Genomic DNA, 20,781 nt, shown 5'->3' with positions numbered 1-20,781 from the left:
TGAGCCAGGATGCCCTCATGGACCTGCTCTGACAACCTGAGTTCCTCCTACGCAGAGAAGCGACGCCGTAGCGCTCGGAGGGCGACGCGTGCGGAGCGGGTGCGTAGGAGCAGGGCCGTCAAAATGACGAAAGCCGCGCCCACGGAGGCGTAGAACCAGGGGTCGTCCGGTTCCACCACCTGAAGCAGTGCGAGCGCGATTCCGGCCGGAACGGTAACGAGTGTGAACACCACCACTGCGCTGTTGACGTGGCGGGTCTCGTCTTCGCGGGTGAGCCGGTTGGCGTCGCTGATCTCGGTCAGAATTTGCTCGAAGCGTTCACGGAGACCGTGCTGGCGCTGGTAGGCGGTCAGGAGCCGGTTCGGGATGCCGTGGCTGGTGAGGTGCTGGGCCCACAAGCGGCGTCGGAAGGAGCCGACCTCTCGTTCCAATTCGGCCATCGCCTCCGGACGGGTGGAGTCGAGCGCGGCCACACTGTGCTCCTCAAGGTGTCTGAGCCCCTGATTTTGAAGCAGGCCGAGCATGAGGGCATCCAGATAGATGGAGCGCACGTACAACTCCCCGTACCCGAAGAACCGATCCTCGGCCCCGTCATCGGTGCGGATGCCGATCACGCCCACACCGTCGCGCAGGACGGCGGCGTGCCAGTCAACGGAGAGCCTGATGATTTCGCTGTCGGCCGGTTCGAGATTCTGAGGGTCGGGTGGATAGTCCGCCAGGGTGGTACGCGAGGCCAGGGCCCACAGCCACTGGTGTGTCGCGGGCCAGCGCCAGTATCTGGGCTGGCGATAGAGACGGGGGAGTCCTCTGCCACCAGGGGTTACGAAGCAGACCGTGAAAGGACGTCCGGGCTCGATCTTCGCCTGACCCTCGACAAGGGACTGCGGGTCGAAGCCGACGGGCGGTGCGTCCCGGCGACCGGCCAGGCCACGCAGCAGCGATATGGGTGCCCCTCGCCTGGGCCGCAGGTGAATGGCGACCAGCCCGCAGGCGTCCGGCTCGTCGGATGCCCGCAGCGCCTCGACGCCCAGGACCTCGACATCGCCGACGACGCGGTGAACGGGGTCGTGCCAGCGGCGGGGGCGATCGTCTCGCCCGTACAGGACGCGGGTGGCTTTGTCGCTGTAGTACTCGCCGCGTGCCTCGGCGGTGGAGCGCATCTGCCGATGCTGGAGGACCAGCGGCACGGGTGCCCACTCGGGCGTGGAGGGGAACCGGGCCTCGTAGACGGCGACAACGACCTGCCTCGCCAGCCGGGTCACCGGTAGTAGTCCTCGATGTCCGGGAGATCGAGCCGGATGACGTAGCGAGCCCGTTCCGAATCGTCCGGGTCGACCAAGAACCTCACCCGCTCGCCGGTCCGGATCGTACGGAACCCCTCGGTCACGATGTCGGAGTACATGAAGGAGTGGTGGGTCTCGGTCTCGATATCGCGGACCACGTACGTGCCCTGTCGACCATCGTGCCCGCTGCCCAGCGGCATGCGGTCGACGATGTGACCGAACCGCTGGCCGCTCGCCGTCGCGGTCTCCTCAATGCTCATCAGAGCTCCTCGACGCATCTGAAACCGACCGCATTGCTGCATCCCCGGCGCCGGGACAGGCCCTTGGAGGAGACCTGCAACGCCCGGTACGGGTTGTCGTAGGAGCCGCCGCAGATGACCACCTCGTTGAGGTTCTCCAGCACTGTGCCGGTGATCTCCCAGACGTTCCCGGCCATCTCCCGCACCCCGAACGGTGACACGTTGCCTGGATGCGCGTCGACCGGTCCCGGCATGGCTTGGCTGAGCCGTCCTTGGTCGAGTTCCTCCCGCCACGCCTCGTACGTGATCAATGGCCGTCCGCTCCACGAGTCGGCGCAGTTGACGATGTCCAGGTCGATGTCGTCACCCCAGGGGAAGAGCCGCCCGTCGCCACCCCGCGCGGCGGCCTCCCACTCCAGGGAGGTCGGCAGGCGCTTGCCCTCGAAGCGGGAGAAGGCGTGGGCGCTCCAGTAGTTGACGCAGATCGCCGGATGGTTCTCGTACGCCGGGTCGGTGAAGTACTCCTGCACCTTGAGGCGCTCCTGCCACGGCTCGTGGGAGAACTCCGGAGGCTTGTCCGGATGGTCCCACTGCTGCGAACCGTGGTCCCGTACGGCATCCAGGAAGCGGTTGTAGCGGCCGACCGTGACGGGGAAGCGGTCGAAGCGCACCGGGCGCTCGACGCGCCGGAGCATCAGGTGGTGACTCGGCCCGACGAGGTACGCGCCCGCGGGCAGGACGCAGTCGTCGGCCGGAGCCTGTGGCGTCTGGCGGGAACGCCGGTAGAGGAACTCCCGGACCTGCTCGGTCAGACGCGGACCCGCCTCGACGGCCGACTCCCGGCCGGCCGGGTCGCGCAGGTGTTCGGCCGCCAGCAGCTCCTGGTAGGCCGAGTGCGCGAACGCGATCCCGGACGAGTCGACGGGCCGGAAGAACTCCTTCAACCGGAAGGCGTCATAGGTCAGCCGCCCTCCCTCGAAGAGCGAGATGCCCAGCTCGTTGACGAGCTCGACGAACGTGAACGTCGTACGGCCACGCAGGAAGGCCGAGCCGAAGTACGTGACGATCGACGGCATGGCATCGGTGAGACCGGCCAAGGACGCCACCCGCATCATGTGCCGCCAGGCGAGATCGACGAGGTGCGGGCGATCATCGCCGCCGTCGAGTTCCAGCTCACGTGCCAGGCGGAGTTCGAGGGGCGTCCCGGCGTCCGTGGCGTCCTGGAGCCGCAGCGCCGAGAAGCGGGGCACGCGCAACGGGTTCACGCCCTGCGCGTGGAGCTGCTGGACGAGCTTCTCCGACACCAGCGCGGTGCCGTCCAGCAGCCGTCGCACCTGCGGGGAGTCCTCAAGGAAGGAGACCCGCGAGCTCGTGACCACCGCCGACTCCGCCGACAGCACCTGGGCGAGCTCGGTGAACAGCTCCAGGAACCCCTCCTGGGTCATCGACGGCACCGCCTCGTCGATGCCGTCCAGCGCGCACGCCACCGACCCCGACCGCGCGAAGTAGTGGAAGACGTCGAAGACGTACGAGTTCTCGACGGCCATGTACGGCGCGAGCGTGCGCGTGACGAACTCCCGGAACTCCTCGTCGCGGCCCTTGAGGCTCATGTCGAAGTAGAAGCGGTAGCGGCGCCGGCTCGCCGTTGCCGACCCGGCGACCAACTGTTTGAGCAGCGTCGACTTGCCGCTCCCCGAACGGCCGACAATGAGCAGGTTCCCTCCGGAGGAGGCGACCTCGTCCAGCAACTGGTCGGCGGCACCGACTCGGGAGATCCGCTGCTCGCCGGTACGTTCGTCCGTGGTGAGCAGGTCACCGGATATCGTCAGGCCCGCCGGGTCGAGCAGCTCCGGGTAGGCGCCGAAGACGTCCGCCAGATGCCGGTCCAGGTCGACGAAGGCGTCCATGAAGCGGTCGTAGGTGACGATCCGGTAGTCCTCCCCGAGCGGACTCGAAACCACGGGGATGCCGTCCTCCTCCAGGATCAGGAACCGGGTGAGCTTGGGCAACTGGGTCTGCAACAGCTCACCGCCGGTGGCCTCCAGCACCGCGGCCACGTCCTCGACGTTCTTGCTGAGCAGCAGCTCGACGTACTCGCTGCGCAGCCCTCGTTCGCGGAAGAAGAGCTGGTAGACGGTGTTGCGCGACAGTTCGAAGCGCTTGACCGGCTTGTAGTCGAGGGTCAGGTAGAGCCCGGCGAGAAACTCGGCCTTGAGCGCCACCTCGGGGGAGAGCTTGGGTACGTCCCCGGTCAGGATGCCGCTGCCGGTACTGCCGAACCAGGCCAGCACGTCCAGCAACCGGCGTACGGCCGTCAGCCCGTCCTCGTCGGCGATCTCGTAGCCGTCGTGGGTGGACCGGTTACGCAGGCGCTGGATGTCGCGCAGCGAGTCGAGAACACTGCTGCTGCGGATGTGCGGCTGAGCCCCCTTGATCAGCTCGCTCAGGGCCTTCCCACCCGGGTCGCCGGGGACGTTGTGGTGCCGCCAGAGCTGCTTGAGGATCCGTTCGGTGATCTTTCCGACCAGAGCGATCGCATTCTCGGGGTAGCCGTCACCGAGCGACTTGATCGGCCGCTCGAAGTCCAGGCCGAGGTGACGGGCGACGCGGGAGTGGTCATCCAACTCGTTGCGGAGCTGGTAGAGACGGCTGTCGAGCTCCACGCTGGTCACGCTTTCACCCCAAATACGAAGGCGAACCGGTCGAGGCACTGTAACTCGGCACCCGGATGCTTGCTCCGGATTTCCTCGATGCCCTTTTCCAACTCTGCATCATCGAAGCTGGAAAGCAGTGACATGTAGCGGTTTCGGACCATTTGCAGATAACGCTCGGTGCTGAAAGCGAGCGGGAACTCGTCGTAGGTGAGCTCGGCGCCGAGACCGCTGCCGCTCATTGCGTCGGCGATGCCGACGGGATCGGGCTGGCGCTCGCGAAACAGCCTCAGCGCCGCGTCGAACAGCGGGTAATCGATGCTCGTCGGCAACATGACCACGAGCATCCGTCCACCCGGCCGCAGGAGACGGGCCAGCCCGTCAAGGACTCGTGGCGGATCGGCGACGTGGTGGATCACCTCCTTGAGCAGGATCGCGTCGTAGCCGTCGTGCGGAGGTCGTACGCGCTGCTCCGCGAGCTCCTCGGCCCCGGCACACAGCGGGACCAGACGCTCATGGGTGGGAAGCTGGTCGAGCATCGCGGGGGAGGGATCGGCGCAGACCACCACCTCGGCGTGCTCTGCGAGCTCCCGCGCGTACAGGCCGGTCCCGCCCCCGACGTCCAGCACCCGATGATCCGGGGTGATCCGAAGCCGGTCGAGAATGTTTCCGGTCATCCATTGAATGAATTCCGGACTGTATGCCCAGTTCTCGTCATATTTGTCAGCGAGGCGATCGTAGTGAGCCCGCGTGACATCGCTCCGCACGAGACATTCCCTCCAAGCCGAGACACCAGGGCAAGCCAAGGGTCCAACGGACGATGAGGTGGGTCAAGGCCGGTCCGAAAGCGGGGGGTCAGGAAACGCGGACGCTCTTTTGGAGGGGTATGGATTTGATGGGAGTGAATTCGGCAGTGGATTACCGTACGAGGCCATGTAGCAGGGCGATCCACATCGCGTCCGCCTCCTGGGCCTGCCAGCGGTCGCTCTCGTCGATCGCATGATGCTGTCGCGTACGGCGGATGAACCTCGGCCCGCCCGCCTGGCACAGCTCGTAGAACAGGGCGCCGCAGTCGCAGGTCCACCTGACGACCCGGGCCTGCCCGTCCCCGCGCGGAGGGCTCCAGGTCAGCTCCTCGCAGTGGGAGCGGGCGGGGAGGACGTGCGGGCTGAGGCAGCGGGGCGAGTAGTCCCAGCGGACCACGGGGTCACCGTCCGTCCAACTGGAACCAGACCACACGACCGATCAGGGTCTCGTACCAACCCCAGGCCGAGGACAGCTCCTGCACCAGCCAGAGCCCGCGTCCTCCACCGCTGTCGGGCCCTACCTCCGCGCAGAGACGAGGCTGTTGCCCGGTCGATCCGGCGTCGACGACATCGATGTGGAGCGTTCCAAGGTGGTTGGCGACGGCGATGATGACCCGGCCATCGGGGCATCGGCCGGAGTCGGAGTGGCGGATCGCGTTGGTGACGAGTTCGGTGACGAGCAGCAACGCGTCGTCGGTGTGCGGGTGATCGATCCCTTTCAGTAGGTCGTGGACGTAGTGGCGTGCCCGGGGGACGGCCGCGACCTGCGCGGGCACCTCGACCTGGCCCAGCAGTCCCAGTGCCCTCATCTCGTCCCCCGCGTGATCCGCTCGCAGACCTTCCGAGCCCTGGTTCGGGTGCCTCGCTCGTGCCTCCGATCCCAGGTGCACGCCGAGTCGTGGTCTTGCTGCTCGGTTACGGGCCTCCGGCCTCCGGGCGACAGGAAGATCTCCATGCTCGCCGGTCCAGTAGGAGGCAGCCGCACTACGGAGTCGACCCCTAACTCATGTAACTCCCAGGCGAGCTCCACGAGCTGCCCACCCCACCCCTGAAGATCCCGCACTCTCATCTCTCCGCTACCCCTTTTCGGTTTTGAAGGCGTTCGACCGGAAGTTGACGATTGCTCTCCATGAGCGATCCATCACTCTGCGTGTTTAGTTTGCATGACCATGGCTCTCGCAGCAATAAGAATCGAAATGAACATCGTGCATGTTGATGAACGAAGATCACTTCGGCAGACTGCGGTAGGTCGGTTACGGAGAGGAGTGGAATGGGTGCTCAGCGGAGCCCGTCGGTTCGGAGGCGTCGCCTCGCAGCGGAGTTGCAACGCCTCCGCAAGGAGGCGGGGCTGACGCGAGAGCAGGCAGCAGAGCACGCCGGATGCTCACCCGTCACCATCACACGGATCGAATCGGCCACAAGTGCAGCCACGGTCGCCCTCGTGGCCATGATGCTCAATCTCTACGGGGTCACCGGTGATCGTCGCGAAGCGCTCATGCAACTCGCCCGTGACGCGCGCAAGCGCGGGTGGTGGCACAAGGTGTCCGAGGCGATCCCAGAGTGGGTCCAGAGTTACGTGGGCCTCGAAGAGGAGGCCACGACCCTCCAGGAATACCAGTCGGAGTTCGTTCCTGGATTGCTCCAAACCGAGGACTATGCGCGAGCTGTCATGAGGTCAGCACCCGTGTTGCCGCCGGACGAAGAACTGGAACGACGGCTCTCGATCCGGATGAAGCGACAGGAACGAGTGCTGGAGCGTCCCGACCCGCCCATGATGTGGTGCATCCTCAACGAAGCAGTCATACGCCGCCCTGTCGGAGGAGTTCAGAGCATGCGGGATCAGCTTCGCAGGCTGATCAAGCTCTCCGAAACAAATCACGTCACGATCCAGGTCCTACCGTTCGCCGCTGGTGTCCACCCCGCGATGGATGGCGGATTCACTCTCCTCAATTTTCCCAAACTGTCCGATCCGGACACCGTGTACGTTGAGTATTGGCAGGGAAGTGTCTATTTAGAGGATCCGCGAGAAGTAGACGCATATGTCCTGCTCTTCAATCACTTGCGTGCACGAGCCCTCGGGCCGGACCAGACTCGCAGCTTGATCGCGCAGGCTATCCGAGACATGCAAGCGGACGGAGAGGCGCACCCATGATGGATCTTTCCCACGTGATCTGGCGCAAGGCGAGCTTGAGTAACGCCAACGGCGGCCAGTGCGTCGAGGTTGGTGTCTGGCACAAGAGCACTCTCAGCGGTAGCTGCGTTGAACTTGCGCTCACCGACAACGCCCAAGTCGCCCCCGAACAGACGGTAGACGCCGAACGCCTCTTCCTGGTGCGAGACTCCAAGGACCCTTATGGCCCAGTGCTCTCCTTTACCTCCGCCGAGTGGGCCTCCCTCCTTGTGAGCATCAAGGAGGGCTATCTCGCGGACCTGGCTTGACGACTTGAGAGCCGCTTTTTTGTTCTCGCAATGAGACTGATTCAACACAATGAGACCGGTCCGGAGACAGGAGTGAAACGAGAGCATCTCCGTCGGGTGGATGCTGGCGGGCGAGTGGCAGCAATGAGACCGATCCGGAGACCGGGGTGAAACTTGGAGGACCTGCGCGAAGAGGTCTGCTGGGTCAACCTGCCGCAATGAGACCGATCCGGAGACCGGGGGGAAGCGCGGACGGTGCCCAGTTGGTGATCGACACCGACAAAGGCCCGCAATGAGACCGGTCGGGAGACCGGGGTGAAACCGCCAGGGCGACGATGAGGGCGAGGATGGCGTCCATCACCCGCAATGAGACCGGGGTGAAACCCTCTGGTGGCAACCAGAGGACTGGCACTTTCACCCTCCCTCAATGAGACCGATCCGGAGACCGGGGTGAAACGGCGGCCGGAGGGGTGAAGACGACGGGCAGATGAGCCCCACAATGAGACCAGTCTGGAGACCGGGGTGAGACTGGCATCCGGCGGGACGCCGAGGCGATGTGGGCCGCCCCGCAATGAGACCGGTCCGGAGACCGGGGTGAAACCGGCACGTCAATTGGCAACACGAACGGGACGACGTACCCGCAATGAGACCGGTCCGGAGACCGGGGTGAAACAGGCTGAGAAGGACACTGAGCGTGGCTGGAAGCTGTACGAGCCGCAATGAGACCGGTCCGGAGACCGGGGTGAAACCGAGCGCGAGCCCGACACCGCCACGATGAGGCCCTGGCCGCAATGAGACCGGTTCGGAGACCGGGGTGAAACGCCGACCTTGTGGACGGCGTGCCCCTCGTCGAGCAGGCCGCAATGAGACCGGTCCGGAGACCGGGGTGAAACCTGCGCTACCGGCCCCCCTTTACACGCCCATGGCGGCGCCGCAATGAGACCGGTCCGGAGACCGGGGTGAAACGGTTCGCGAGCTGGCTTTATGACTGAGAGTAACTGGGCTAAATCGATGAGGTGTCCGATTTGGTGCTTCAAGTGTTCGTTTAAACTTCGGAACCCCCCTGGAAAAATGGGCGTGCTTGGGGTTCCTAACCGCCGCCGAGACGGGTGGAGCAAGACAAGGTTTCCGCCAGGACGAGGATCAGACACTATGCGGTTTTCGAATGGCGAGTTGTGTACGCGTGACAGAGGTCAGGTGACCGTCACGGGAAGCGGAGCCAGGACGCCGTCGAAGGTGCGGCCGGGGATGCGTTGGCGTTCTGCGCCGTAGACGTTGAAGACGCCGAGGGCCGGCCACTCGGCGGAGTCGACTGTAGGGACGCGGTTGTGAGGGGCGAGGGCGGGATGGTCGAGGAGGCACCTTACGGAGGGGAGATCGAGGGCGGGGCGCCAGAGGGGCCACAGCATGATGGAGGTGGAGCCTGTTCGATGCCAGAGGGTGGCGCGGAGGCGGTGGCCGTCGCCTGTAATGCGGAGGAGGGGCAGGGTCATGGTGGCCAGCCAGGTGGCTCCGGGGACGCCGCTTTCCCGGCCGGGGCGGCCCTCGGTGTCGTCGCTGTTGCTGCGGAGCACCCGGTGGTCGAGGTATTCGCCGGTGAATCCCTCGACACGTCGCCAGCCGACGAGGGCTTCCAGGAGTCGCTGAGGCTCGTTCCGTACCGCTTCCAGGGGTTTCTCGAAGAACGTGCGTAGCTTCTGCTGCCCGCTGGGGGCGGTGAACGGTGTGATGGCGCAGCGGCCCTGCTTGTCGAGGGCGAGGTCGGTGACCAGGGACGGCAGCCAGGTTTCCACCGCTTCGGGGTGACTCGCCATCAGCTGGTGGAAGTCCTCGCGGGATCGGCGTAGCGGGTCCTTTCCCGAGCCGGACGGTGGTGGGAAACCGGCTCCGCCGTCGGGGAGGACGGCCGAGTCGGGGATCGACGCGACGACATCGCGCAGGGCGTCCGCTATCTCCTCGGCCGTCTCGTACGGGCTGTGCAGGATCGCGCAGGCGGTGGTGTCGGAGAAGGAGAGCGCAGCGGGCACGTGGCAGATGTCGGCGCAGACGCGCAGGAGGCCCAGGGCGGCGAGGAAGCCGAGCGGGTCTCGTCCGTCGAGGGAGGGGAGCTCCGTGCTGAAGGTCGTCATGTCCGCTCCTCGCTGCGAGCCGAGCACCAGATGTCGGCCAGCCGGACCACGGCTTCCATCCGGGCTAGCCCCCAGCGGCCATATCGCTGGTTGAGGCGTTCGAAGCGGCCCGGAGACGTCCAGTCGACCGACCGGGAGGTGTCGACATCGATCGGTCGGCCGTCCCGCTCAATCTTGGTGGTCGGCGCGGGGTCGATGACCGAGGGGAACAGCGGGCGGCTCCGTCCGTGGTGGCTGGCGACGAGGTGCAGGACCAGTTCGTGGTCGACGTCGCGTACGTCGGCCAGCAGTGCGGTCGCGATCTGGGCGGAGAGCACCTCGTGGCGCATCGAGCCCGGATAGGACGCTCTCCGGCGGGCCTGCCGGAAGGCGGCGCGGTCGCCGGGGTTCATGCCCGATTTCGCCAGTGGTTCGTCGCTGGCCGCTGCCGCCCAGCGGTCGCCGCCGTGGAGCATGACCTGGAAGCGCGGGTCGCGTTTGCCCTCGTCATGCCAGAGCGCGGCGAGCCCGACGGCCCGGATGACCTCCGGCTCCATGCCCAGGTTGCGGGCGAACTCCTCGGCCTTCTCCGCCACCTCTTGCTGGTGGACGGCAAGGGAGAGCTTCGCGGCGGAGATGGAGGACCCTGCGGCGGTGGTGTCCTCGCGGAACGCAGTGGTTCCGAACGACAGGAGGAGGGCGCTGGTGTCGATGTGGTGGATCAGCCGCCCCTGAGGGCGGCCGGTGAGCCGTCTGAGCATCACTAGGTGAGGTAGCTCGTCCTGACCCGGTTGAGGTTTGCTCAGCGTGGATCGGAGCGACAGCATGGGGTTCGGTGCGGGGGCGTCCTGGTGGTCGGTTCGCAGGCGTTCGACCCAGGCCGTGACCTCGGGAGCGAGGTCGGGAGCATAGGTCTCCATGGCGCGGACCAGGCTCGGGCCGACGCGGATCGTCATTCCTCCCCGGACGCCGGACTGCGCGAGATCGGCGATGTCGATCGCGGGCTTCTGGCTGTCGGGATGCCAGCCGTACTTGTCGCAGCCGCCGTAGGAGGTGGGGACGACGACGAGGTCGGACGCGCGGATCTTCGTGGGGCTGACCACTTCGGCGCTGTCGCGTGAGCGGTAGCGCAGCACGGACCTGCCGCCGGGTGGGACGAGGACGTCGGGGAGGTGCTCGGCCTCCAGGTCGCTGATGTCGTCTCCGCCGGGCTCGCCGCTGAGCCAGCATTTCACGGCGGGGAGCGGCAGCTCGATGCTCTCGGCCGAGGTCGGCGGCACCAGGCCGACGAGGTCGGGCCACAGCTTCTCGTCGTTGGGGAGGTCGCGCCAGACCACCGTCACCTGGGCTGTCTCCCGTTCGATTCCGTGCAGGTAGGGGGCCACGGGGATGTCGTTGAGGGGGATCGGTGAGGTGCGGGCCCAGACGTCCAGGTGGGCCCGACCCAGGAAGGGGACGTAGGAGCGGGGCTCGCGCAGCGTCGCCCACTGGCCGGGGGGCATGGCTCGCACCAGCGCGCGCAGTGCCGAGGGGAAGACGTCCATGCCCGTCGGTTCGGCGGGGAGCCGCGCCTTCTGCGAGTGGGTGAGGGGTGTGCCGCCCTGCTCGCATAGCCAGGCCCAGGTCGCCGGACGGGCCGTGTCGTACACGCCGTCGGAATCCGCCGAGCCGTGCAGCACGACCGCGGAGGCCACGGTCTTCTGGTCACCGAGGCGGTTCAGGCGGCCGAGACGCTGGATGAGCGCGGGCAGTGAGGACGACTCGGTCACGAGCGCGTCCAGGTCGATGTTCGCGCCGACCTCGATCGTCTGGGTCGCCACGACGAACATCGGCTCGGCGGATGCGCGATCACGGCCTGCCCTAATGCGCTCGTAGTGGTCGGCCAGCAGGTAGTCGCGGTCGAGCGGACGGATCTTGCCGGTCAGCATCACGCAGCGGCTCGCGCGGTCGGTGCGCAGGAGCTCGAACACGGCCCGCGCCCGCGCCACGGTGTTGACGACGACACCGACGACCGGGTGTTCGCGGTGCAGCTCCCGCGCCCAGTGAGCAAGAGCTTCGGGCATCACCTTCGCCGTGTTGGCCTTGGTGGTCGGCACGTCCACGAGGTGGAGCCGTTTGGACGCCTTCAACCGTTTGGACGCCTCCTCGTGGTTCTCGTCCGCCTCGGTGATGCCGTGCACGTTGGCGGTATCGGCCTCGGGGCTGGCGGACATGCTGACCACGGTCGGACGGATCGGGGCCGGTGTCTCGTCACAGGTCGTGGCCCCGCGCACGCTGGCCAGGAACGCCTCCGAGAGGTGGGCCTCGTCCACCACGATCAGGCTGTCGGTGCCCACCAGCGCCGCGTCGATCGGGCGCAGGTGTTCCCCGACGCCGTAGCCGCGGAAGAGGAACCGGCTGCCCACCTGGTCGACGGTCCCGACGACGATCGCGTGCCGGTCAGGTCGCTCGACCCACCGCCACGACCAGTTGACCCCACCGCGCATCCGGGTCACCTCCACCGGCGTCCCGAAGGTGTCGCCCTCCATCCGGAGGGCGGTGGCGACCTTGGCCGCGAGGCTCCCTCGTTCGGAGGTGCGGAGAGCCTCGGCGATGGTCTCGGCGTGCCGGTATGCCTCGTCGACGATGAGCCGACGGTCGACGACGAAGAAGACGCGCCTGGGAACCCCGACGCGATCCTGAACCCTGCCGAGGGCCGCCGCGAAGAGGGCGACGTCGATCACGGACGTCTTCCCCAGACCCGTGGGGACGTCGATCAGCTCCGGCCAGCCCTCCTGAACCACCCGGTCGAGAAGCGCGGTCTGCCAGGGGAAGGGCTCATACCCGTGGACCTCCTTGTAGAAGGCGGGGAAGTCCGTGACGGTGAAGGCACTCATCCGGAGACCCCTTCGGGGATGAAGAGGCCGAGGCCGAGGTAGCGCAGGGAGCCCGCGATCACCGGCCCCACCACCGGACGGTCGAAGACGACCCGGGTGTGCACGATGGGTTTCTTCGGCCGGTTGGCCGGGAGGGATCCCGGGCGGGGACGCCAGATCGCCCCGCGCGTCAGCGGCGCCGTCGAGACCTCCACGTCGGTGACGTGGGGGAAACCGGCCCGGCGCAGCGACTTGGCGACCATCTGCTCGTACGAGCGGCCAGGACGGGCGAAGCTGTCGGTCATCATCGGGGTGGCCGTGACCCAGGTGCGGGTCCCCTCCGCCCGGCCGGTCCACCGGCCGCGACGCAGGGTGCGCAGGTTCTGACCCTGGCCGAGCCGCACCGGCTCGCCTGGCCAGGGGGTGAGCCTGGTCAGCGGGTCGGCCATGACGGCCTTGGCCAGCCGGTTCCAGTCTTCGGCGGGCATGTGACGGGGGAGTGCCAGCGCCACTCCGAGAAGGTGGCCGTCGGAGTGCTCCTGCTCGACGTCGGGAAGCGCGAGGAAGGCGACATGGGTCCTGTCGTCGGCCCCGTGCCCGCTCACCTGGGCCGGGATCGGCTCGCTCACCCTGGACATGACGGCCTTGCGCAGGGCGAGCGTGAGCCGGGCGACCTGGTCGCCGCTGACGCGGGCGCTGGGCCGCTCGAATCCCCACACGATCAGGTCGTCCCAGGGGGAAAGGTGCGTCGGGACGGGTTCTTCCATCGCCACGACCGGTGAGTACGGCAGTGCCCGCGCGGCTTCCCACGCTCTCCCGCCACGGTCGTAGGCGTCTTGGAGCGCGTCGGTGTATCCGACGTAGGGGACGCGCAGCTCGATCGCGCCGGGGGTGCCGAGCGCGACGGGGGCAAGCTCCGACCACGCCGGTTCGTCGTCGGGGAGGGAGCCGGTCACGGTCACCTCGGCCTGGCTGGTCGAGCGGCCGACGTACGGCACCCGTCGGGCCAGGGCGCCGAGCTTGGCCAGCATGCCGGGATCTGGGTCGGCACCCGGCCACACCACGGCGAACCGGTCGCAGGCTGGGGTGACGAACGCGCGGCTGCGCGCCCCGTTCGTGCGGCCCGGCCAGCTCTGGCTACCGCTCTTCTGCTCGGTCTGGTTCGTCACCACGTAGGAGTCGGTCCTGCCCGGCCGCGCATCGTCCATGGCCGCGCGCACCACCGGCGCCCCGGCGCGTTCGAGCCAGCGCAGGGCGTCCCAGTCGTCCGCCTGCACCGCCGAGGCGGCTAGGGCGCAGAACAGCCGGGCCGGGTGAGGGGGCCATTCGGCCCGGCTGGGCCGCATGTCACCGGCGTCGTAGCGGCCATGGCGCAGCCGCACCGTGAGAGTGAGCGCCACGACTGCTACTCCTCGTCGGCGGCGGACTGGGCGAAGGCGAACTCGATCGCCTGCTGGAGCGAGGGGATCGGGGTAACCTCGATCGTGTCGTCGGCCATTGGCACACCCAGCCGGGCCGCCTCGTCGCGCAGCTCGTGGTAGGCGTCCAGCGCCTCTCGTACCGACACCTCAAGCTCGTCGATGCTGCCGCCAGGAAGCTCCAGGCCGACCGTCTCGGACGCCTTGGCCAGGTCGCAGCCTGAGCGCAGCCAGACCGACGGGCGTCCGAACGCCAGCCGGTCGCCGACGAGGGTGAGGGCGGCGAGTGTGGCACGGCCGGCCACGCAGGCTTCGGCGGAGGCGTCACCGAAGCGCAGGCGCTCAAGGCCTGCGAAGGAGATGCTCGCGATCCGGCGGATCTCCTTGACGGTGGCTCCGCCCGGCACCGGGTTGGGGGCGATATTGCCGTGCCCGATCTCGCTGAGCTTGCCACCCTTCTTCTTCTCCCCGTCGGCGACGAACTTCCAGTGGTTCTCCGCCTTGGCCTTGTCGTCGACCGAGCCGGTGAGGTTCTGTGGGTCGAGGCGCCCGCCGCGTCGCGCGCCGAAGTGGGGTGCCACTCCGTACATGGTCGCGGTGTAGAGGCGGGCGAACTTGGGCCAGCGGCCCTTGCGGTGGGAGTCCCACGCGCCGAGCACGAGGGACAGGGGCTCCCGCTCGAACAGCGGCCGGACGTCGGTCACGCTGACGGCACGCAGCCGCTCGCCGATCCCGCTCTGGTCGAAGCGGATCCCTCCGATCGTGCTGTCGCGCAGGTAGGCGTCGGCGTAGCGGTGGGGGAAGTCGAGCGAGGTCAGCCGGATCTCGCCCCGGGACGTCTTCGTCCGGAGCTCGAACATCGGCAGGGTGAGACGGCCCCCGTCGCGGGCGTCGCGCAGCGCCTCCTCCAGGCGGTTGGACTGGGACTGCTCCTGGTCGATGGTCACCGTCCCAACCCGCTCGCCGTCGACCAGGCGATCGGCGACGACGTACTTCTTCGTGAGGTCCTTCTCGTTCTTGTCGGTGGGGAAGGTAGGGGGCATCACGACGTTGCCCTCACCGCCGACCGGTTGATATCTGGCCTGCACCACCAGCGCCGTGTGCTTCCTGTCGTCGCCGAGCGCGTCCAGAAGACGCGCCGAAAGACTCGTGCTCACCGCGAACACCTCTCTGTGTTGCCTGACCGCGAGAAAATTGCCTTGGGAGAGAGTGGCAGGCGGGACCGACAGAATCGGAACCGCCTGCGATACCGGCAGCCATGAAGACTGCGGAAGCGTCCTGTGCGTCCCTGCGGAAAATCCCTACATAACCGCAATGAGACCGCGAGATCGACAGAATTCGGATATTGCGGGAATATCGCCCATGCGTGAAATGGTGTCGGTTCAATGGGCGAAGTGGGTGGCCCTCTAGGTGTGGACCGAGACCTGTATCGGCTGGCTGGGGCGACGACGCAGCCAGATCGCTGTCGGGATCGCCACCGCGACGATCGTCAGCGGTATGAGGATTTTGATCTTTCTCTGCTGCCTATTGGCAGTGTGTTCGCCCATGGCGACACTCCATCCTCGGAATCGTTGGGGTATTTCCGAGTTGTGAGAGTATCTGGCAAGGGGTGAGACGGTTAGAAAATAGGAAAACTGGCCAGACCTACACGCAGCCTGCGTACGATTCCTACAGAGAAGCTGTATTCTCGGACCGGCCAAGCGGAAAAATCCGCTTTTCAAGGTCATCGGGTAGGGGTACGGCTGATCGGGTGTCGGGAGATGCCGGTGTCCCGGTCGGCCGGGATGAGATGGCCGAGGGCAGTGCGGGCGCCCTGGCTCTGGCGTCGAGGATCGGTCGAGGATCGGCGGTGTCATGCTCGGCTCCCGCTCACCTCGAAGGGCCGCTGTCGCGAGCCAGGGAAACGCGGGTGCCGAGGCTCGCGTCCGCGCCGCGAACCTCGTGGAAGAACGCTATTCGAGGTCGGTGTAGAGGTCGAAGGCGACGTCGGTGAGGTCGATCGTCCGAACCTCCGGACTGTCGAGGAGCTTGCGCAGGTCGCCGAGTTTCCAGCCGTCGACGACGAGCCCGTACACGACGCCCTCCTTGGCCGTTCCGACGAGCCAGCCGCGGTACAGCTCGAACTCCTTAAGGTCGTCTCCCTCGTCGAGCAGCCCGACCCACCTGCGGAACTCCGCCAGCGCCGGCACGGGCTCGGTCTCGCACCGATAGGGGACGTCCTCCCAGTTGCTCTCCTCGTTCATGTAGCGGTTCCAGACGACCGCGTTCATGGAGGGCACCTCGCTGGAGTCGTCGAAGAAGGACGTGGCGTAGATGTAGGAGACGCCCCCATCGCAGATTTTGTGCCTCCGGTTGAAGGCGACGAGCTGTTCGGCGGTCATCGAGTGTGCGAACTCCACGACCCCGACAGCCTTGAGCGTCTGGGGGAGTCCGTCGATGGTCTTTCCGACCTTATCCTTCAGCTGCTCGTCGATGCCGGGCTCCGCGCTCACGGAGTTGATCGCGACGAACAGGCTGCTGGACGGTTCGTCGAGGGAGGGGGCGCGGACTGCGCCGAACAGGTCCTCCGTGATCTCGTACTTCGTCTCGTCATCGCTGGGGCCGACCCGGCGGGGCGTCTCCCACATTGTGTGGGTCGTCTCCAGCAGTCCGCCGTCGCTGTGACCGGGCGACAGGTACTTGTCCGGGTTCGCGACGCGAGCGGCGGTGCCGTACACCTGAGCTGTCCGTTTGTCGTCGAAGTCGCCGAACAGCCACAGAACTCGTTCGACCACGTTGAGTGCCAGGAACAGTGCCGAAGCGACGACCAGGACCTTGAGAAGGGACTTGGCCGCGTACGCCCAGTCGGGCTCCCTCACGTTCATCACCGTGCGCTCCTGCGACCTAGATCAAATCGGGTACGGCGCACCATAGCCGCCTGGCAACGGCTTGGACGGTGGAAATCAGGAGGAGGTGTGTTCAATCTTCCGGATTCCGGTTCAGCCTCCGGGCGGATTGAACCAGATGTCGATCCTCCACATCGCGATCATCGGTCTCGTAAGATGATTACATGCTTACTTCATCACTCGAAGGTGGAGACGATGATCGTTGAGTACATCCGTTACCGCGTCCCTCAAGCGGAGGAGTTCGAGGCCGCCTACCGCCGGGCGGCGGTGCCGTTGGGCAGGGCGCCCCAGTGCCTGGACTACGAGCTGTCGAGATGTGCCGACGAGCCGGGCGTCTACATCCTGCGCATCGTCTGGACCTCCGCCAAGGGTCACCTGGAGGGCTTCCGCGGCAGCGAGCACTTCACGGAGTTCTTCGCCGAGATAAAGCCGTACGTCGCGGACATCGAGGAGATGCGGCACTACGAGCCGGTGCTGAAGAAGACCGAGCCGACGCTGTTCGACTGGGCGGGCGGCGCGACGGCGTTCGAGCGGCTGACCGAGACGTTCTACGGTCACGTGCGCGAGGACGAGGTGATCGGCCCGCTGTTCGCGCACATGGATCCGGACCATCCGCGACACGTCGCGCTGTGGCTGGCGGAGGTCTTCGGCGGCCCCGACCGCTACACCCGCGAGCGCGGGGGCTATGCGCACATGCTCTCCCAGCATCTCGGCAAGCACCTCACCGAGCGGCAGCGCCGCAGGTGGGTGAGCCTGTTGATGGACGCGGCCGACGAGGTGGGGCTGCCCGCCGACCCCGAGTTCCGGGCGGCGTTCGCCGGATACATCGAGTGGGGCACCCGCCTCGCGGTACAGAACTCCCAGCCGGGCGCCACCCCGCCCCCGCAGGCGCCGGTCCCGCGCTGGGGCTGGGGAGTCGCCCCGCCGTACCGGCCGTGACCCCGGATCCTGGTCGGGGGTGCGGACGACCGCCACGGGAGATTCGATGCCTGGCCGGCCCGGTTCCGTCAGCCTGTGGTCCGCCCGTCGCAGAACACCTCCTTAAGGAGTTTTTCCAGCGCCTTCGGGAACACCTGCGCCGGGTCGATCGCGGCGTCCCCGGCGGTGATCGAGGCGGTCAGGGTCCTGCTGCCGTCGGGTGTGCTGTACATCAGCGCCCCGTAGCCGTTGACGCCGCCGTTGTGGTTGAGGACGGTGCCGACGCAGCCCGGGCCCGTGTCCTGCACGTACAGCCCGAGGCCATAGCGGCCGAAGAGGCCCTCGCTCCTGGGATGCGGCTCGCGCATCTCGGCCAGCAGTGGCGCCGGCAGGAGCCTGCCGGCCTGCAGCGCGGAGAAGAACGTGTGGAGATCCCTGGTGGTCGAGATCATCTCACCGGCGCCGAAGCTCCAGGAGGGGTTCTGGCGGGTGACGTCGACCACCTTCCACTGGTCGGCGTCCTGGTAGCGGTGGTAGCCGTGGGCGTGCGGCCCGGGGATCCCCGGCCGGGCACCCGGCACCACGGTGCCCCGCAGGCCGAGCGGCCGCAGGATCCGCCGCTTCATCTCCTCGGCGTAGGAGCGGCCGGTGACCTTCTCGATCAGCAGCCCGGCCAGCACGTAGTTGGTGTTGGAGTAGCTCCAGTTCGCTCCCGGCGCGAACTTCGCCGGCTTGGACAACGCCAGCCGTACCAGCTCCTCGGGCTGGTAGGTGTGGAACCGCTCGTCCACCCACTCCTGGCCCTGCCAGGGGATCCCCGGCACGACCGTCCCGTCGTCGTAGTACTCGCCGGTGTAGTTGAACAACCCGCTGGTGTGCTGCAACAGCATCCGCACCGTGATCCGCCGGTCCAGCTTGAACCGGGGCAGGTAGTCGGCCACCGCGCTGTCCAGCCCGATCTCGCCGTCGGCCACCAGTTGCAGCACCAGGGTCGCGGTGAAGGTCTTGGTGGCGCTGCCGATCCGGAAGCGGCCGTCTGTCGGCGGCTTGGCTCTCTGGCCCAGCTTGCGCACCCCGGCGCTGCCGGCCCACTCGCCCCGCTGATCGTGCACGCGCATCTGCATTCCGGCGTAACCGGCATCGACGAATTCCTGGACGGCCTTCTGCAACTCCGGGCGCTCCTGCCCGGCAGCGGCCTTCGGTGCCGGTGTGCCGGCCGGGGCGGCCACACCCGGGCTGTCCGCGGTGGCCACCGCGGGTGTGGCCGCCCCGGCCAGCAGCACGGCCGCCAGCGCCGTGACCGCCGCTCGCCGGAGGACCTCGCCGCGGATGACCGGGCGCCGGTGCACGCCGGAGATGCGCGCCCTGGTCGTCGCAGTCGCTGTTGGGAATGGGGTTTTCATGGTTCCTCGTCTCTGGTGTCGCACTCGGACGAAGAATTCGCCGAGCGACTCGGGGTCGATGGGGATGGGGCGAGGCGACCTCTTCGGCCGGTACGGCCGGGCGCGGCGTGGGGGAGTGATTGACCAGCGCGGGGAAGACGGCCCGCCTCTCCGCCACGTCGAGCCGGACCAGGACAGGCTCGATCGGCACGGCCCTAGGAGATCTTGCGGCGGTAGGTGTTCATGGCGAAGACGTACGCGACGACGAGGATGCCGACGCACCAGCCGAGGGCGATCCAGATGTCGGTGCCGACCGGCTGCTGGGTGAACAGGTCGCGGATGGCGTTGACGATGGAGGTCACCGGCTGGTGCTCGGCGAAGAAGCGCACCGGGCCGGGCATGGTCTCGGTGGGCACGAACGCCGAGCTGAGGAACGGCAGGAAGATGAGCGGGTAGGAGAACGCGCTCGCGCCCTCCATGGTCTTGGCGGACAGGCCGGGGATGACGGCGATCCACGTCAACGCCAGGGTGAACAGGATCAGGATGCCCGCGACCGCGAGCCACGCCGGCACTCCCGCCGCCGAGCGGAAGCCCATGAGCAGGGCGACGAGCACGACCACCACGAGCGAGATCATGTTGGCGACCAGCGAGGTCAGCACGTGCGCCCACAGCACCGACGAGCGTGCGATCGGCATGGACTGGAAGCGCTCGAAGATCCCGCCCTTCATGTCCATGAACAGCCGGAACGCGGTGTAGGCGATGCCCGAGGCGACCGTGATGAGCAGGATGCCGGGCAGCATGTAGTTCACATACGAACCCGACCCCGTTCTGATCGCGCCGCCGAACACGTAGACGAACATCAGCATCATGGCGATCGGCATGATCGCGGTCGTGATGATGGTGTCCGGGCTGCGCGCGATGTGGCGCAGGGACCGTCCCAGCAGGACGGCGGTGTCGCCGAGGAAATGCCTGTTCATCGTTGTTCCTTATTCCTTACTCGTCGGTGCCGGCGTTGCGGTCGTTGTCTGTGTCGCGTCCTTGCCGTCGGCGCCGACGAGCGAGAGGAAGACGTCCTCCAGGGTCGGCTGCTTCTCGACGTACTCGACCTTGGCGGGCGGGAGCAGCTGCTTGAGCTCGGTGAGGGTGCCGTTCACGATGACCCGGCCCTCGTGGAGGATCGCGATCCGGTCGGCGAGTTGTTCGGCCTCGTCCAGATACTGCGTGGTGAGCAGCACCGTCGTACCCTGGGCGGCGAGCTCCTTGACGGCCTGCCACACCTCGATGCGCGCCTGGGGGTCGAGCCCGGTCGTCGGCTCGTCGAGGAAGATGACCGGCGGGTTCCCGATGAGGCTCATCGCGATGTCGAGGCGGCGGCGCATGCCCCCCGAGTACGTCGACGCCTTCCGCGCGCCCGCGTCGGTCAGCGAGAAACGGGCGAGCAGGTCGTCGGCGATCCTGCCCGGATCCTTGAGGTGCCGCAGCCGGGCGACCAGCACGAGGTTCTCCCGCCCGCTGAGGATCTCGTCCACGGCGGCGAACTGCCCGGTGAGGCTGATGGACTCGCGCACGTCCGCCGCCTGCGTGGCGACGTCGAAGCCGTTGACGCCGGCCGTGCCCGCGTCGGCCCTGAGCAGCGTGGACAGGATTCTCACGACCGTGGTCTTGCCCGCCCCGTTCGAGCCGAGCAGGGCGAAGATGCTGCCCCGCGCCACCTCGAAGTCCACGCCGCGCAGCACACGCAGCTCCTTATACGACTTCTCCAGGCCCCGCACGTGGATCGCGGGCCCCTGGACCTGGTCGACTGTCATCTGGATATCC

The 20,781-nt window shown here is 67.3% G+C and carries 17 protein-coding genes and 1 CRISPR repeat array; of the genes, 3 read left to right on the top strand and 14 right to left on the bottom strand.

Going from position 1 to position 20,781, the window contains the following annotated elements; translation table 11 throughout:
* Positions 1-47: 47 nt before the first annotated feature.
* From ACTOQ2_RS37455 to ACTOQ2_RS37430, 6 genes are all read right to left on the bottom strand, one after another.
* The gene (locus ACTOQ2_RS37455; protein WP_440105730.1) at positions 48-1,262 is read right to left on the bottom strand and encodes a hypothetical protein; all 1,215 of its coding nucleotides are present in this window, start codon (positions 1,260-1,262) and stop codon (positions 48-50) included.
* Positions 1,259-1,543, bottom strand: a complete 285-nt coding sequence (locus ACTOQ2_RS37450; protein WP_440105728.1) for a hypothetical protein — start codon at positions 1,541-1,543, stop codon at positions 1,259-1,261. Before ACTOQ2_RS37450 ends, ACTOQ2_RS37455 begins: the two co-directional genes overlap by 4 nt.
* On the bottom strand, positions 1,543-4,194 hold the full coding sequence (locus ACTOQ2_RS37445; protein ID WP_440105726.1) for an SUMF1/EgtB/PvdO family nonheme iron enzyme: 2,652 nt from the start codon (positions 4,192-4,194) through the stop codon (positions 1,543-1,545). The genes ACTOQ2_RS37450 and ACTOQ2_RS37445 overlap by 1 nt, the downstream gene beginning before the upstream one ends.
* Entirely contained in the window at positions 4,191-4,940 is a 750-nt protein-coding gene (locus tag ACTOQ2_RS37440) for a class I SAM-dependent methyltransferase (protein ID WP_440105724.1), read from the bottom strand. The genes ACTOQ2_RS37445 and ACTOQ2_RS37440 overlap by 4 nt, the downstream gene beginning before the upstream one ends.
* 151 nt (positions 4,941-5,091) lie before the next feature.
* On the bottom strand, positions 5,092-5,376 hold the full coding sequence (locus tag ACTOQ2_RS37435; RefSeq protein ID WP_440105722.1) for a hypothetical protein: 285 nt from the start codon (positions 5,374-5,376) through the stop codon (positions 5,092-5,094).
* Positions 5,377-5,380: 4 nt separating this feature from the next.
* On the bottom strand, positions 5,381-5,788 hold the full coding sequence (locus ACTOQ2_RS37430) for an ATP-binding protein (RefSeq protein WP_440105720.1): 408 nt from the start codon (positions 5,786-5,788) through the stop codon (positions 5,381-5,383).
* Between the two features lie 461 nt (positions 5,789-6,249).
* Here ACTOQ2_RS37430 and ACTOQ2_RS37425 point away from each other — a divergent pair, with 461 nt between their 5' ends.
* Both ACTOQ2_RS37425 and ACTOQ2_RS37420 read left to right on the top strand, forming a co-directional pair.
* Complete coding sequence (locus ACTOQ2_RS37425) at positions 6,250-7,131, top strand: helix-turn-helix domain-containing protein (RefSeq protein ID WP_440105718.1); 882 nt, start codon at positions 6,250-6,252, stop codon at positions 7,129-7,131.
* A 14-nt stretch (positions 7,132-7,145) separates the two neighbouring features.
* Positions 7,146-7,418: a DUF397 domain-containing protein gene (locus ACTOQ2_RS37420; RefSeq protein WP_440105716.1), complete on the top strand. Its 273-nt coding sequence runs from the start codon at positions 7,146-7,148 to the stop codon at positions 7,416-7,418.
* A gap of 400 nt (positions 7,419-7,818) precedes the next feature.
* A CRISPR array of direct repeats spans positions 7,819-8,363; the repeat unit is 35 nt; unit sequence CCGCAATGAGACCGGTCCGGAGACCGGGGTGAAAC.
* 227 nt (positions 8,364-8,590) lie between these two features.
* Here ACTOQ2_RS37420 and ACTOQ2_RS37415 read toward each other — a convergent pair.
* From ACTOQ2_RS37415 to ACTOQ2_RS37395, 5 genes are all read right to left on the bottom strand, one after another.
* Positions 8,591-9,526 carry a type I-G CRISPR-associated protein, Cas3-extension family gene (locus ACTOQ2_RS37415; protein WP_440105714.1) on the bottom strand — a complete coding sequence of 312 codons (936 nt, stop codon included), beginning with the start codon at positions 9,524-9,526 and terminating at the stop codon, positions 8,591-8,593.
* Complete coding sequence (cas3g, locus tag ACTOQ2_RS37410; RefSeq protein ID WP_440105712.1) at positions 9,523-12,381, bottom strand: type I-G CRISPR-associated helicase/endonuclease Cas3g; 2,859 nt, start codon at positions 12,379-12,381, stop codon at positions 9,523-9,525. Before cas3g ends, ACTOQ2_RS37415 begins: the two co-directional genes overlap by 4 nt.
* The gene (gene csb2 / locus ACTOQ2_RS37405; protein WP_440073087.1) at positions 12,378-13,760 is read right to left on the bottom strand and encodes a type I-G CRISPR-associated protein Csb2; all 1,383 of its coding nucleotides are present in this window, start codon (positions 13,758-13,760) and stop codon (positions 12,378-12,380) included. Before csb2 ends, cas3g begins: the two co-directional genes overlap by 4 nt.
* Before the next feature lie 5 nt (positions 13,761-13,765).
* Positions 13,766-14,935, bottom strand: coding sequence for a type I-G CRISPR-associated RAMP protein Csb1/Cas7g (gene cas7g / locus ACTOQ2_RS37400; RefSeq protein WP_440073089.1), 1,170 nt, complete (start codon positions 14,933-14,935; stop codon positions 13,766-13,768).
* A 795-nt stretch (positions 14,936-15,730) separates the two neighbouring features.
* On the bottom strand, positions 15,731-16,642 hold the full coding sequence (locus ACTOQ2_RS37395; RefSeq protein WP_440105710.1) for a hypothetical protein: 912 nt from the start codon (positions 16,640-16,642) through the stop codon (positions 15,731-15,733).
* Between the two features lie 216 nt (positions 16,643-16,858).
* Between ACTOQ2_RS37395 and ACTOQ2_RS37390 the strand changes: the two genes are divergently transcribed.
* Complete coding sequence (locus ACTOQ2_RS37390; RefSeq protein ID WP_440105708.1) at positions 16,859-17,602, top strand: group II truncated hemoglobin; 744 nt, start codon at positions 16,859-16,861, stop codon at positions 17,600-17,602.
* Positions 17,603-17,670: 68 nt separating this feature from the next.
* Here the strand turns inward: ACTOQ2_RS37390 and ACTOQ2_RS37385 are convergent, their stop codons facing one another.
* The 3 genes from ACTOQ2_RS37385 to ACTOQ2_RS37375 all read right to left on the bottom strand — a co-directional run bounded on the left by ACTOQ2_RS37385 (position 17,671) and on the right by ACTOQ2_RS37375 (position 20,771).
* Complete coding sequence (locus ACTOQ2_RS37385; RefSeq protein ID WP_440105706.1) at positions 17,671-18,984, bottom strand: serine hydrolase domain-containing protein; 1,314 nt, start codon at positions 18,982-18,984, stop codon at positions 17,671-17,673.
* Between the two features lie 194 nt (positions 18,985-19,178).
* Entirely contained in the window at positions 19,179-19,940 is a 762-nt protein-coding gene (locus ACTOQ2_RS37380) for an ABC transporter permease (protein ID WP_440105705.1), read from the bottom strand.
* 9 nt (positions 19,941-19,949) lie between these two features.
* Positions 19,950-20,771, bottom strand: a complete 822-nt coding sequence (locus tag ACTOQ2_RS37375) for an ABC transporter ATP-binding protein (RefSeq protein ID WP_440105703.1) — start codon at positions 20,769-20,771, stop codon at positions 19,950-19,952.
* Positions 20,772-20,781 lie beyond the last annotated feature (10 nt).

It is taken from the genome of Streptosporangium sp. H16, from assembly GCF_051918855.1.
Taxonomy (GTDB): domain Bacteria; phylum Actinomycetota; class Actinomycetes; order Streptosporangiales; family Streptosporangiaceae; genus Streptosporangium.
Note: the sequence above shows the minus strand (reverse complement) of the source record. Positions and strands in the feature narration are given on the sequence as shown.